This window comes from Enterobacter sp. 186315, assembly GCF_053290175.1.
On sequence record NZ_JBPTTK010000004.1, the window covers coordinates 119964 to 133467 of the forward strand.

At 57.1% G+C, this 13504-nt stretch carries 15 protein-coding genes; 7 read left to right on the forward strand and 8 right to left on the reverse strand.

Annotation, left to right across the window (positions count from 1 at the left end; genetic code table 11):
* Positions 1 to 81: 81 nt before the first annotated feature.
* Both ACSVHP_RS06450 and ACSVHP_RS06455 read right to left on the reverse strand, forming a co-directional pair.
* Entirely contained in the window at positions 82 to 966 is an 885-nt protein-coding gene (locus ACSVHP_RS06450) for a nucleoside-specific channel-forming protein Tsx (RefSeq protein WP_447551321.1), read from the reverse strand.
* A 269-nt stretch (positions 967 to 1235) separates the two neighbouring features.
* Positions 1236 to 1775 (reverse strand): DUF3251 domain-containing protein, encoded by a 540-nt coding sequence (locus ACSVHP_RS06455; RefSeq protein ID WP_447551323.1) that lies wholly within the window; start codon positions 1773 to 1775, stop codon positions 1236 to 1238.
* 154 nt (positions 1776 to 1929) lie between these two features.
* Here ACSVHP_RS06455 and nrdR point away from each other — a divergent pair, with 154 nt between their 5' ends.
* The 5 genes from nrdR to thiL all read left to right on the forward strand — a co-directional run bounded on the left by nrdR (position 1930) and on the right by thiL (position 5534).
* On the forward strand, positions 1930 to 2379 hold the full coding sequence (gene nrdR / locus ACSVHP_RS06460; RefSeq protein WP_234675142.1) for a transcriptional regulator NrdR: 450 nt from the start codon (positions 1930 to 1932) through the stop codon (positions 2377 to 2379).
* Positions 2380 to 2383: 4 nt separating this feature from the next.
* Positions 2384 to 3487, forward strand: coding sequence for a bifunctional diaminohydroxyphosphoribosylaminopyrimidine deaminase/5-amino-6-(5-phosphoribosylamino)uracil reductase RibD (gene ribD, locus ACSVHP_RS06465; protein ID WP_447551325.1), 1104 nt, complete (start codon positions 2384 to 2386; stop codon positions 3485 to 3487).
* An 87-nt stretch (positions 3488 to 3574) separates the two neighbouring features.
* A complete protein-coding gene (ribH, locus tag ACSVHP_RS06470) occupies positions 3575 to 4045 on the forward strand; it encodes a 6,7-dimethyl-8-ribityllumazine synthase (protein ID WP_006176874.1) in 471 nt (156 codons plus the stop codon).
* Positions 4046 to 4066: 21 nt separating this feature from the next.
* Positions 4067 to 4486: a transcription antitermination factor NusB gene (nusB, locus tag ACSVHP_RS06475; protein ID WP_131633282.1), complete on the forward strand. Its 420-nt coding sequence runs from the start codon at positions 4067 to 4069 to the stop codon at positions 4484 to 4486.
* A 76-nt stretch (positions 4487 to 4562) separates the two neighbouring features.
* Positions 4563 to 5534 carry a thiamine-phosphate kinase gene (gene thiL, locus ACSVHP_RS06480; RefSeq protein WP_234675144.1) on the forward strand — a complete coding sequence of 324 codons (972 nt, stop codon included), beginning with the start codon at positions 4563 to 4565 and terminating at the stop codon, positions 5532 to 5534.
* Positions 5535 to 5624: 90 nt separating this feature from the next.
* On the opposite strand, the gene ACSVHP_RS06485 is transcribed toward thiL, so the two are convergent.
* The 4 genes from ACSVHP_RS06485 to xseB all read right to left on the reverse strand — a co-directional run bounded on the left by ACSVHP_RS06485 (position 5625) and on the right by xseB (position 9692).
* Positions 5625 to 6599, reverse strand: a complete 975-nt coding sequence (locus ACSVHP_RS06485) for an aldo/keto reductase (RefSeq protein WP_447551326.1) — start codon at positions 6597 to 6599, stop codon at positions 5625 to 5627.
* A gap of 63 nt (positions 6600 to 6662) precedes the next feature.
* On the reverse strand, positions 6663 to 8525 hold the full coding sequence (gene dxs, locus ACSVHP_RS06490; RefSeq protein ID WP_447551327.1) for a 1-deoxy-D-xylulose-5-phosphate synthase: 1863 nt from the start codon (positions 8523 to 8525) through the stop codon (positions 6663 to 6665).
* A 24-nt stretch (positions 8526 to 8549) separates the two neighbouring features.
* Complete coding sequence (ispA, locus tag ACSVHP_RS06495) at positions 8550 to 9449, reverse strand: (2E,6E)-farnesyl diphosphate synthase (protein WP_447551328.1); 900 nt, start codon at positions 9447 to 9449, stop codon at positions 8550 to 8552.
* Positions 9450 to 9692, reverse strand: a complete 243-nt coding sequence (xseB, locus tag ACSVHP_RS06500) for an exodeoxyribonuclease VII small subunit (RefSeq protein ID WP_008503331.1) — start codon at positions 9690 to 9692, stop codon at positions 9450 to 9452. It abuts the gene before it with no gap.
* Between the two features lie 178 nt (positions 9693 to 9870).
* Here xseB and thiI point away from each other — a divergent pair, with 178 nt between their 5' ends.
* Positions 9871 to 11319, forward strand: a complete 1449-nt coding sequence (gene thiI / locus ACSVHP_RS06505; protein WP_447551329.1) for a tRNA uracil 4-sulfurtransferase ThiI — start codon at positions 9871 to 9873, stop codon at positions 11317 to 11319.
* A 102-nt stretch (positions 11320 to 11421) separates the two neighbouring features.
* Here thiI and yajL read toward each other — a convergent pair whose 3' ends face one another.
* Together yajL and panE are read right to left on the reverse strand one after the other, a co-directional pair.
* Positions 11422 to 12012: a protein deglycase YajL gene (yajL, locus tag ACSVHP_RS06510; protein ID WP_417315037.1), complete on the reverse strand. Its 591-nt coding sequence runs from the start codon at positions 12010 to 12012 to the stop codon at positions 11422 to 11424.
* Positions 11975 to 12886, reverse strand: coding sequence for a 2-dehydropantoate 2-reductase (panE, locus tag ACSVHP_RS06515; protein WP_447551330.1), 912 nt, complete (start codon positions 12884 to 12886; stop codon positions 11975 to 11977). The genes yajL and panE overlap by 38 nt, the downstream gene beginning before the upstream one ends.
* Positions 12887 to 13010: 124 nt before the next feature.
* On the opposite strand from panE, the gene ACSVHP_RS06520 reads away from it, so the two are divergent.
* Complete coding sequence (locus tag ACSVHP_RS06520) at positions 13011 to 13502, forward strand: YajQ family cyclic di-GMP-binding protein (RefSeq protein ID WP_234675151.1); 492 nt, start codon at positions 13011 to 13013, stop codon at positions 13500 to 13502.
* Positions 13503 to 13504 lie beyond the last annotated feature (2 nt).

Genomic DNA, 13504 nt, shown 5'->3' on the forward strand with positions numbered 1-13504 from the left:
CCAGCTCTTGAGCTGGCTTTTGTGCTTACAGGTTTTGCAGGTCGGGTAAGGCGTAGCCGTACCCGGCGAACAGGCTGCGGATTAGAAATTGTAACCTACAACCAGGTAACCACCCCAACCGGTAGAACGGACGCTGAAGTCACCGTTGCCGAAGTTCAGGCTCGCGTCGTCGTTCCACTGACCACCGTTGTGCCAGTAACGCGCCACAACAGAGTAGTGCCAGTGATCGTAGTTCAGCGCCAGGATATGGCTGGAGGCGATGGAGTTGTTGGTACGCGCTTTCTTACCGTTCAGGTCGCGGAAGTCGTTGTCGCCAAGGTCAGAACCCCAGTCGAAGTTGGTGAAGCCGATATAGCTCAGGTTACCGCCCCACAGCTGAGTGATTGGCACAAAGTATTTCACTTTGAAACGGTAGCCATCCCACTCGTTTTCGTTCGCCGCACCGTAGTTCTGCCACTGGTATTTCGCATAGACGTTCAGGGACAGGCTCATTGGCAGACCGGTATCGATGTCGGTACCCAGACCCATATACCAGGTGCTCTGCTCCTGGGAATCGTTACGACCCATGTCGTAGATATAGTTGTTCGCGAAGTACCACTCTTTGAACGGACCGAAGCTCAGGTCGGTACCGGTCAGCTTGTCGATAGAGAAACGCGGTTCGATTTCCATGAACAGCGGAGAACCATTGTTCCAGATACCTTTCGCATCGGTGTTACCGCCGAAGAATACCGGGGCATCGATGTAGCCGTAGAAATCAAACCAGTCTTTCTTGGCGAACGCTTCGTATTCCAGGTAGGTATCGTTGCGGATCTGCGGTCCGAAGCGGGTGTGATAGCTGCCTACCACGTTAACGCTCTGGTGCCACCAGTCGGACAGGTACTGAGGCTTATCGTTTTCTGCTGCGTTAACAGTGAAAGAGGTGGAGAGTGCCAGCGCTGCGCCAGCTGCGAGTAATGTTTTTTTCATAATCATGCCACTGATTGAAATTCCCTTCCGGGAGTGAAAAATGCGCGAATTGCGTTTCTAAATATTTCGTGTTTCTGCGGAGCCTATTATAGGAATCCTTGCTCACAAAAATATGTGTTGTTTCACATATCTCTCACACGCGTAATCGATTGCGTTCACGTTTGCGTACTTTAAACGGCGGGGATTGTAGCGGCAAACATTTATGTTGCCAATCCATACGAAATGTAAATGTTAGCGGAGTGACATTTCACTCCGCTAGAAGAAGGGGATTATTGCGCGGCTGGCTGGATGTCGTGGATGCGGACAAACCCTAACTGTTCGGGCGTGATACCGCTAAGCTGGAGGGGAATATCCACGTCGCTCGGTGCCAGCGTACTGGCCGGGGCGGTAATCAGCTGGTTCTTAACGTTCACTTCCTGATAGCTTTCGGTGGTACCCTGGATCTGGCCCCACTCGACGGTGCCGCTAAAGGCAGGCAGCGGATCGTTGGACTCGCCCTGAATGCGCAATGTTGCGCGCGTACCATCCGCGTTGGCTGCTACGTTAACCAGCGACATTTTCAGAGTGCCAATCTGGCTGTTGAGCCGGGCGGGAGTGTTTGCCCCGGGCAGCAGATAGACGCCGCTGCTGGATTTTGCATTCAGCGCGTTCTGCTGGGTGATCTTCACGGTTTCCTTGTTCAGCTTGTCCATCGCTGAGTTGAGCGTATTAACGCTCTGCTTCATTTCGCGGACTTCAGTTTGCTGTGCGCACGCGCTCAGGGATAAGAGGCTTCCCACCAGGAGAATTCTTAGGTAACGTCTTGTCATTGCGTTTATTTCCTTGAAATAACGGATCGCCGTAATGGTAGCCAGCAACTCACTCCCAGGCATAGATCCTTTGTCTCAAAAGCGCTCTTTCTTTTGTTGTCTGCCCATATCAGGGTAAAATAGACATCAGATAAACAGATATCAGGGACACCGTATGCATTGCCCATTCTGCTCCGCTGTGGATACCAAAGTAATCGACTCTCGCCTTGTCGGCGAAGGATCCTCCGTACGCCGCCGCCGGCAGTGCCTGGTTTGCAACGAACGTTTCACCACCTTTGAGGTGGCTGAGCTGGTAATGCCTCGGGTCGTAAAAAGTAACGACGTGCGCGAGCCGTTCAACGAAGAGAAGCTGCGCAGCGGTATGTTAAAAGCGCTGGAAAAACGCCCCGTCAGCTCCGATGACGTCGAAATGGCGTTAAATCACATCAAATCCTACCTGCGCGGCACCGGCGAGCGCGAAGTCCCAAGCAAAATGATCGGCAACCTGGTAATGGAACAGCTGAAAAAGCTCGATAAAGTTGCCTATATCCGCTTCGCCTCTGTCTATCGCAGTTTCGAAGATATCAAAGAGTTCGGCGAAGAGATCGCCCGTCTACAGGACTAAGCCCATGCAGGACGAGATTTACATGGCGCGAGCGCTAAAGCTGGCGCAGCGCGGGCGTTTTACCACCCATCCTAATCCGAACGTCGGCTGCGTGATCGTCAAAGACGGCGAAATCGTGGGCGAGGGCTTTCACTATCGTGCCGGTGAGCCTCATGCTGAAGTCCATGCCCTGCGCATGGCGGGCGAGAAGGCGCGCGGCGCGACCGCTTACGTCACGCTTGAGCCATGCAGCCATCACGGGCGCACGCCGCCGTGCTGCGAGGCGCTGATTGCCGCCGGCGTTTCCCGCGTGGTCGCGGCAATGCAGGATCCTAACCCGCAGGTCGCGGGGCGCGGGCTTTATCGCCTGCAACAGGAGGGGATCGACGTCAGCCACGGCCTGATGATGAACGATGCTGAAGCCATCAATAAGGGCTTCCTGAAACGTATGCGCACCGGGTTCCCCTATATTCAGCTAAAGCTTGGCGCTTCTCTCGATGGGCGCACGGCGATGGCGAACGGCGAAAGCCAGTGGGTCACCTCACCGCAGTCAAGGCGCGATGTGCAACGTCTGCGCGCGCAAAGCCATGCTATCCTCACCACCAGCGAAACCGTCCTGGCTGACGATCCGGCCATGACCGTGCGCTGGGACGAACTCAATGCTGATACTCAGGCGCTCTATCCGCAGGAAAATCTGCGTCAGCCGCTGCGTATCATTATTGATAGTCATAACCGCGTGACGCCGGAGCATCGCATTGTGCAGCAGCCCGGTGAAACCTGGATTGCACGCACGAAAGACGATACGCGTGAATGGCCGGAAAACGTGCGCACCGTTAAGGTGCCGGAGCATAACGGGAAGCTCGATCTGGTGGTGCTGATGATGCTGCTTGGCAAACAGCAGGTGAACAGCATCTGGGTAGAAGCGGGCCCTACGCTTGCGGGCGCGCTGTTACAGGCAGGGCTGGTGGACGAACTGATTGTCTACGTAGCGCCTAAACTGTTAGGTAACGATGCGCGCGGCCTGTTTGTGCTGCCCGGTCTTGAAAAACTGGCCGATGCGCCACAACTGAAATTTAGCGAGATCCGCCCTGTTGGCCCGGATGTTTGCCTCCATTTAACGACAGCGTAAATGCGCCCGAAATAGGGAAGCAGTGCGCAAAGTATTATGATAAAATCCGCCCCCCTGCGGGGCCAAATGAACCCGTAAAGGAAGAGTATGAACATTATTGAAGCTGCTGTAGCTACCCCGGACGCTCGCGTCGCCATCACCATTGCGCGTTTCAACAACTTCATCAACGACAGCCTGCTGGAAGGTGCCATTGACGCCCTGAAACGTATCGGCCAGGTTAAAGATGACAACATTACCGTTGTTTGGGTTCCAGGCGCTTATGAACTGCCTCTGGCAGCTGGCGCGCTGGCAAAAACCGGTAAATACGACGCGGTGATTGCGCTGGGTACTGTTATTCGTGGCGGCACTGCGCACTTCGAATACGTTGCGGGCGGTGCAAGCAACGGTCTGGCACACGTTGCACAGGATGCTGAAATTCCTGTCGCGTTTGGCGTGCTGACCACCGAAAGTATTGAGCAAGCCATCGAACGTGCTGGCACCAAAGCCGGTAACAAAGGTGCAGAAGCTGCACTGACCGCGCTTGAAATGATCAATGTATTGAAAGCCATTAAGGCCTGATTTTTTTGTAAGGGGAATTCCGTGAAACCTGCTGCTCGTCGCCGCGCCCGTGAATGTGCCGTTCAGGCACTTTACTCCTGGCAGTTGTCCCAGAACGACATCGCTGATGTTGAATACCAGTTCCTGTCAGAGCAAGACGTGAAAGACGTTGACGTTCTGTACTTCCGTGAACTGCTGTCGGGAGTGGCGACTAATAGCGCGTATCTCGATGGTCTGATGAAACCCTACCTGTCCCGTCTGCTCGAAGAGCTGGGTCAGGTGGAAAAAGCAGTGTTGCGTATCGCGCTGTTTGAGCTGTCTAAACGTGATGATGTGCCGTACAAAGTGGCCATCAACGAAGCCATCGAACTGGCGAAAACCTTCGGTGCTGAAGACAGCCACAAATTTGTAAACGGCGTGCTCGATAAAGCTGCACCTGCGATCCGTCCCCGCAAAAAGTGATCCGCAAACCGGAGTCCTGCATTGCCTTACCGGCAGTGCGGCTCCGGTTTTTTCTTTTCTCTGCTGAGGCATACGTATGGCTTGCGGCGAATTTTCCCTGATTGCCCGTTATTTCGACCGTGTAAGAACTTCCCGTCTTGATGTTGAAACGGGGATCGGCGATGACTGCGCACTTCTCAATATTCCCGAAAAACAGACGCTGGCGATCAGCACCGACACCTTAGTGTGCGGGCGTCATTTCTTATCCGATATCGATCCGGCCGATCTGGCCTATAAAGCGCTGGCGGTGAACGTGAGCGATTTGGCCGCGATGGGAGCCGATCCCGCGTGGTTAACGCTGGCCTTAACCCTACCTGAGGTTGATGAAGCCTGGCTTGAGGCGTTCAGCGACGCGCTGTTTGAACAACTTAACTACTACGACATGCAGCTGATTGGCGGCGATACGACCGCAGGACCGCTGTCGATGACGCTGGCGATCCACGGCTACGTGCCGGTCGGACGCGCGCTTAAACGCTCTGGCGCGAAGCCGGGCGACTGGATCTACGTGACCGGTACGCCGGGGGACAGCGCGGCGGGGCTGGCGATTTTGCAAAACCGTCTGAACGTAGAGGATGCCGATGACGCGGCGTATCTGGTGAAGCGCCATCTGCGCCCGACGCCGCGTATTCTGCACGGGCAGGCGCTGCGCGAGCGTGCGAGCTCGGCTATCGATCTCTCCGACGGATTAATATCCGATCTCGGCCATATTCTGAAGGCCAGCGGCGTCGGCGCGCGCGTCGACCTGGATCAGTTCCCGCTGTCGGAACCGCTGCTCCGCCATGTGGAAACCGAGCAGGCCCTGCAATGGGCGCTCTCGGGCGGCGAAGATTATGAGCTGTGCTTTACCGTACCTGAACTGAATCGCGGAACGCTGGACGTGGCGTTGGCGCACCTCGGCGCGAAATTTACCTGTATCGGGCAGATTATGCCGGAGAGCGAAGGGTTGCAGTTCGTACGCGACGGCGCGCCGGTCTCGCTGGACTGGAAAGGGTACGATCACTTCGGGTGAGTTTGTGCGGTCTGTGTGCCGGGTGGCGCTGCGCTTACCCGGCCTACGAATGTATTCCCTCTCCCTCCGGGAGAGGGCCAGGGTGAGGGTTTACTTAAACCCAACTACCGGATGCGGCTGATACGGCGTTTCAAGCTCGGCAATCTGCTCTGGCGTGAGCGTGATATCGACCGCGCTCAGCAGTTCATCAAGCTGCTCTTCCCGCGACGTGCCGATAATCGGTGCGGCAACGCCGCGTTTGCTCAATACCCATGCCAGCGCGACCTGCGCACGCGTTGCCCCGGTGTCGTCGGCGATACCCGCCAGACGCTCGGCAATCAGCGCATCGCTGGCTTCGGTGCTTTCATACAGCGTTTTCCCAAACTCATCCGACACCGAACGGGCCGTGGTTTCTCCCCAGGGGCGGGTTAGGCGTCCGCGCGCCAGCGGGCTCCACGGGATCACCGCCACACCCTCCTGATAGCAAAGCGGCAGCATCTCGCGCTCCTCTTCACGATAGATAAGGTTGTAGTGATCCTGCATGGTGACAAATCGCGCCCAGCCGTGCTGCGCCTGAAGATCGAGCGCCTGTGCAAACTGCGACGCGTGCATTGACGATGCGCCTATGTAGCGTGCCTTCCCGGCTTTCACCACGTCGTTGAGCGCTTCCAGGGTCTCCTCGATGGGCGTGTTGTAATCCCAGCGGTGGATTTGCAGCAGATCGACATAATCCATGTTCAGGCGGCTGAGGCTGTCATCAATGGAGCGCAGGATCTGCGCGCGGGACAGGCCTTCCTCCAGCGAACCGGATTTGTGATAGACCTTGGTCGCCACTACGATATCGTCCCGACGGGCGAAGTCGCGCAGGGCGCGCCCGACGATCTCTTCGCTGCTGCCGTCGGAGTAGCTGTTCGCGGTATCAAAGAAGTTAATGCCGCCGTCGAGGGCGCGTTTGATGATGGGACGGCTGCTTTCTTCCGGCAGCGTCCAGGCGTGATTACCCCGGTCAGGCTCGCCAAACGTCATGCAGCCAAGACAAAGGCGGGACACCTTAAGGTCTGTTTTTCCTAATGTAGTGTATTGCATGGTTCCACTCCTGCTGTTTTAAACATTACGTTTAAGCATAGCAGGAGCGGAAAAGGGGAGGGATCAGGCAAGCCAGGTGCGGATTTTAGCTTCAATACCCGCGGCGTCCAGGCCGATAGCCGCGCGGGCTTCGTCCTGGGTGCCCTGCGGAATGAAGCGATCCGGCAGGCCGAGGTTCAGTACTGGCACCGGTTTACGGTTGGCCATCAGGACTTCGTTCACGCCGCTGCCCGCGCCGCCCATAATGGCGTTCTCTTCCAGGGTCACCAGCATGTCGTGGCTCTCAGCCATGCTAAGGATCAGCGACTCGTCAAGCGGCTTCACGAAGCGCATATCCACCAGGGTGGCGTTCAGCGTTTCCGCGACGGCGGCGGCTTCCGGCATCAGCGTGCCGAAGTTCAGAATAGCCACCTTCTCACCGCGACGTTTCACCAGACCTTTACCAATCGCCAGCTTCTCAAGCGGTTGCAGCTCCACGCCCACGGCGTTACCGCGCGGATAACGCACGGCGCTTGGGCCGTCCTGATAGTGGTAGCCGGTAAACAGCATCTGGCGACACTCGTTCTCGTCGCTCGGCGTCATGATAACCATGTCCGGGATGCAGCGCAGGAAGGAGAGGTCAAATGCCCCCTGGTGCGTCTGCCCGTCAGCGCCAACGATGCCCGCACGGTCAATGGCAAACAGCACCGGCAGCTTCTGGATAGCGACGTCGTGGATCACCTGATCGTAGGCGCGTTGCAGGAAGGTAGAGTAAATCGCCACCACCGGCTTATAGCCGCCAATGGCGAGGCCCGCTGCAAAGGTGACCGCGTGCTGCTCGGCTATTGCCACGTCGAAATACTGGTCAGGGTATTTTTTGGAGAACTCCACCATGCCGGAGCCTTCGCGCATGGCCGGGGTGATCGCCATCAGCTTGTTGTCTTTGGCGGCGGTCTCGCACAGCCAGTCTCCGAAGATCTTCGAGTAGCTCGGCATCCCGCCGCTGCTTTTTGGCAGGCAGCCGCTGGACGGATCGAATTTTGGTACGGCGTGGAAGGTGATCGGATCTTTTTCCGCCGGTTCGTACCCGCGCCCTTTTTTGGTCATGATGTGCAGGAACTGCGGGCCCTTCAGGTCGCGCATGTTTTTGAGCGTCGTGACCAGACCCAGCACGTCGTGGCCGTCGACCGGGCCAATATAGTTAAAGCCCAGCTCTTCAAACAGGGTGCCCGGCACCACCATGCCTTTAATATGTTCTTCGGTGCGCTTGAGCAGCTCTTTGATAGGCGGCACGCCGGAGAAGACTTTTTTGCCGCCTTCGCGCAGCGTGGAGTAGAGCTTGCCGGAGAGCAGCTGCGCCAGGTGGTTATTCAGCGCGCCGACGTTCTCGGAAATCGACATTTCGTTGTCGTTGAGAATAACCAGCATGTCCGGCTTGATATCGCCCGCGTGGTTCATGGCTTCAAACGCCATCCCCGCAGTGATAGCCCCATCGCCAATCACGCAGACGGTGCGGCGCTGCTTGTCCTCTTTTTCGGCGGCCACGGCGATACCGATCCCCGCAGAAATGGACGTCGAGGAGTGGCCGACGCTTAAGACGTCATACTCGCTCTCACCGCGCCACGGGAACGGGTGCAGGCCGCCTTTCTGGCGAATGGTGCCAATTTTATCGCGACGACCGGTCAGAATTTTATGCGGATATGCCTGGTGACCCACGTCCCAGATTAACTGATCGAACGGCGTGTTATAGACGTAATGCAGCGCCACGGTCAGTTCAACCGTGCCAAGCCCGGAGGCGAAATGGCCGCTGGAGCGGCTAACGCTGTCGAGCAGATAGCGACGCAGTTCGTCGCACAACTTCGGCAGGCTCTCTTTCGGCAACAGACGCAACTCCTGGGTGGAGTCAACTAACGCCAGTGTCGGGTATTTGGCAATATCAAAACTCATCAAAGGCTCATCGAGATATATAGTTTATTTATCACGCTGGATTATGTAGTCCGCTAGCGCTTCCAGTGCCGAGGTATCCAGTGATTGGGCGGCCAGCACATTCAGCGACTGGCGGGCATCATCAATCAGGTCCCGGGCTTTACGTTGGGCTTGCTCAAGGCCCAGCAGGGCGGGGTAGGTACTTTTGCCAAGCTGCTGATCAGCACCCTGACGTTTACCCAATGTTGCAGTATCGCCCACGACATCCAGAATGTCATCCTGAACCTGGAAAGCCAGACCGATACTTTCTGCGTATCTGTCGAGAATCGGCAGGGCTTTGCGCCCCTGTTCACCCGCGCTCAACGCGCCCAGGCGAACCGCGGCACGAATAAGCGCACCCGTTTTATGGCGGTGGATCCGCTCCAGCTGTTCCAGATTAACCTGACGTCCTTCGGCCTCCAGATCCAGCGCCTGACCGCCGCACATCCCGGCAACGCCGCTGGCCATCCCCAGTTCGGACACCATCGCCAGACGATCCCGGTCGGCCACTTCATCCATTGGCGCATCGCTCAAAATCGAGAAGGCCAGCGTTTGCAGGGCATCTCCGGCCAGAATGGCATTCGCCTCGCCAAACTTAATATGGCAGGTCGGCTGCCCGCGACGCAGATCGTCGTCGTCCATCGCCGGGAGATCGTCGTGGATGAGCGAATAGGCGTGAATGCATTCCACGGCGGCTGCCGGGGCGTCCAGGGTGTTTTCGCTGATACCGAACATGCTGCCCGTGGCGTAGACCAGGAACGGACGCAGGCGCTTCCCGCCTAAGAGTGCGCCATAGTGCATGGCCTCAACCAGAGGAGTGTTCTGAAAAGGTTGCGGAGCAATAAAGCGGCGCAGGGCGTCATCGGCGCGCACAACGCACGCCTGAAGCTGGGTGGAAAAATCCATTTACTCGGCGTCCGGTGTGAAAGGCGTAGTTTTAGCGTCTTCGCTGTCGGAGAGCAGGATCTGCACGCGCTGCTCTGCCTGTTGCAGTTTGACCTGCCCCTGGCGTGCGAGCTGCACCCCACGTTCAAATTCGTTAAGCGCCTCTTCCAGCGGCAGATCGCCGCTCTCAAGACGGGTGACAATCTGCTCCAGTTCACTCAGCGCAGTTTCGAAACTGGCCGGTGCGTCGTTCTTCTTCGGCATAGTGAATTGACTCTTAAATTTTCAGCCCCGACATGGTAACGGACTCGGGGCAATTATCAAATAACGCGCGCGGCGCGATGGTGGTATACTTGCGCGCCTGGATGCAGCCACGGGTGTGGGCTGCTGTATCATTCTCCAATACAAGCCTTAATCAGCTTGCCTAAGAAACATTGCCGCCATGAAGTTTATCATTAAATTGTTCCCTGAAATCACCATCAAAAGCCAATCTGTGCGTTTGCGCTTTATTAAGATCCTGACCGGGAACATTCGTAACGTATTAAAGCACTACGACGAAACGCTGGCCGTTGTTCGTCACTGGGATCACGTTGAAGTCCGCGCCAAAGACGAAGACAAGCGTCTTGATATCCGCGACGCGCTGACCCGTATTCCCGGCATCCATCATATTCTGGAGGTGGAAGACGTTCCGTTCATCTCTCTGCACGATATCTTCGAAAAAGCGCTGGTGCAGTACCGCGACCAGATCGAAGGCAAAACCTTCTGCGTGCGCGTGAAGCGTCGCGGTAAACACGAGTTTAGCTCCATTGAGGTTGAACGCTACGTGGGCGGCGGTCTGAACCAGCACGTTGAGACCGCGCGCGTGCGCCTGACCAACCCGGACGTCACCGTAAACCTGGAGATCGAAAACGATCGCCTGCTGCTGGTTAAGGGCCGCTACGAAGGCATTGGCGGCTTCCCGATTGGTACTCAGGAAGATGTGCTGTCGCTGATCTCCGGCGGTTTTGACTCCGGTGTGTCCAGCTATATGCTGATGCGTCGCGGCTGCCGCGTGCATTACTGCTTCTTTAACCTCGGCGGCGCCGCGCATGAGATCGGCGTCCGTCAGGTCGCACATTACCTGTGGAACCGCTTCGGCAGCTCCCACCGCGTGCGTTTTGTGGCGATTAACTTTGAGCCTGTGGTTGGCGAGATCCTTGAAAAAGTGGACGACGGGCAGATGGGCGTGGTGCTGAAGCGCATGATGGTGCGTGCGGCGTCCAAAGTGGCCGAGCGCTACGGCGTGCAGGCGCTGGTGACCGGCGAAGCGCTGGGCCAGGTGTCCAGCCAGACGCTGACCAACCTGCGTCTGATCGACAACGTGTCCGATACCCTGATCCTGCGCCCGCTGATCTCGCACGATAAAGAGCACATCATCGACCTGGCGCGCGAAATCGGGACCGAAGACTTCGCCCGTACCATGCCGGAATACTGCGGCGTGATCTCAAAAAGCCCAACCGTCAAAGCGGTGAAGGCAAAAATTGAAGCGGAAGAAGAGAACTTCGATTTCGCGATCCTGGAGAAGGTGGTGGCGGAAGCGTCCAACATCGACATCCGCGAGATTGCCCAGCAGACCGAGCAGGAGGTGGTTGAAGTTGAAACCGTAAGCGGTTTTGGCGCTAACGACGCGATCCTGGATATTCGTTCTATCGACGAACAGGACGACAAGCCGTTGCAGGTTGAGGGTGTAGAAGTAGTCTCTCTGCCGTTCTACAAGCTGAGCACTAAATTCGGCGACCTTGACCAGAGCAAAACCTATCTGCTGTGGTGCGAGCGCGGCGTGATGAGCCGCTTGCAGGCGCTGTATCTGCGCGAGCAGGGCTTTGCCAATGTGAAGGTGTATCGCCCATAGTTTCTTGCGGGGGTGTGTGGCCTGATGCCCTCACCCCGGCCCTCTCCCACAGGGAGAGGGTGTAAACATCAAAAACGGCAACCTGAGGTTGCCGTTTTGCTTTCACTCGTAATAGTTATAAATCCCCGCCGGCATCACCAGCGACGACGCCACTTCGTACGCTTTTTCGCGCCCGACCAGCAGGTCGATAATCTTCAAGCCAAAATCAATGGCGGTTCCCGGCCCCTGGCTGGTGAGCAGGTTGACGCGCGGATCCCAGACCACCCGTTTATCCACCCAGTGCTCGTCGGGAATAGTCTCCTTAAGCCCAGGGAAGCCGGTCATGTTGGCGATGGGGAAAATACCATGCGGAACCAGCACCGTGCCCGCTGCCGCGCAGATGGCGGCAACGATACGGCCTGACTGATGGAACTGACGCACCGTTTCCACCAGCAGCGGGCTGTCGCGGAAACATTCCGCCCCTTTCAGGCCGCCGGGCAGCACGATGATGTCGTAATCCCCGTCAGCGACCTGCACCAGCGGGGCGTCCGTCAGGATCTTCACCCCGCGCGAGCAGGTGACGGCCAGGTTGCCATCGCTGGCAACGCTTGCGGTGGTGACAGCAATGCCGCCGCGCACCATCAAATCGATAGCGGTGACCGCTTCCATCTCTTCGCTACCAGGGGCGAGGCATACCAGTGCCGACGCGCTCATACTCACTCTCCTTACGTTTAACCATGTCATACAGGCGGGCGTTTTCCGGCACGCTGATACCGTGCGCCCGGGCGCGTTTGAGCAGATACCCGGTGATGTAGTCGATTTCGGTGTGGCGTAACCCGCGCACGTCCTGAAGCATCGACGAGATATTTTCTGCCGTGCTCTCGATCACCTGCTCCACGTAATACTGAATGTCGTCAGCCGAGGTGTGTAAGCCCTCACGTTCAATCACCGCGGCCACTTCGGCGCACAGCGCTGCGACCTCCTGGGGATGGTTTTTTAGCGCCCCGTTCGGGCAGTCCCACAGCGCCGTCAGCGGGTTGATCACGCAGTTGACTGCCAGCTTACGCCACAGCTGCGGGCGAATATTGTCGTGCCAGGCGACGTCCGGCAGCACCTGTTGCAGCACGTCAGCCAGATAGCTGTAGTCCCCGTCCTGCTCGCGGGCTGGGCCAATATGGGTCACGCCGCTGGCCACATGCACAATGATATTGCCGTCGCGACGCGCGGCGTGGGTGGTGGTGGCCATCAGCAGCGGCTGTTTAACGCTTTTCAGCTCGTCGATGGTGCCCATGCCGTTATGCAGCAGCAAAATGGGCGATGTCGGGGGAAGTTGCGACGCCAGCGCTCTCACCGCGTCGGAGACCTGCCACGCCTTAAGGGTGACCAGCTGAAGATCGCTTTGCGCCAGAAAATCAGGATCGTTCGCGGTCAGCGATTCGTTAAAGATACTTCCGTCTTCATCAATCAGGTTTACACTGCAATACGGCTGCGGGACGCGTAGCCAGCCCTGTACCTCGTGTCCCTGCTTGCACAGCGCCGTCAGCCACAGCTGGCCCAGCGCGCCGCATCCAAGCACGGTAATTTTCATCGTTCCTCCTCACCTGCAACTGCGCCAGGTGTTACGGCCTAAGTATAGCGCCGTCAGCTAAGCTTCTCGTTATGCCTCGTAGCGGGTATTATGCAACGCAACAAATATGAAGGGAGAAGAAAAGATGCCATCTTTCGATATTGTTTCCGAAGTTGATATCCAGGAAGTACGTAACGGCGTAGATAACGCGAGCCGTGAAGTTGAGTCACGTTTCGATTTTCGTGGCGTTGAGGCGAGTTTTGAGCTGAACGACGCAAATAAGACCATCAAGGTGCTGAGCGAATCTGATTTCCAGGTGAATCAGCTGCTGGATATTCTGCGCGCGAAGCTGCTCAAGCGCGGCATTGAGGGCGCATCCCTCGACGTGCCGGAAGAGTTCGTCCACAGCGGTAAAACCTGGTTCGTTGAAGCTAAGCTGAAGCAGGGCATTGAGAGCGCGGTGCAGAAAAAGCTCGTTAAGCTCATCAAGGACAGCAAGCTGAAGGTGCAGGCGCAGATCCAGGGCGAAGAAATTCGCGTGACCGGTAAATCCCGCGACGATTTACAGTCGGTGATGGCGCTGGTGCGCGGTGGCGATCTGGGGCAGCCGTTCCAGTTCAAAAACTTCCGCGATTGATA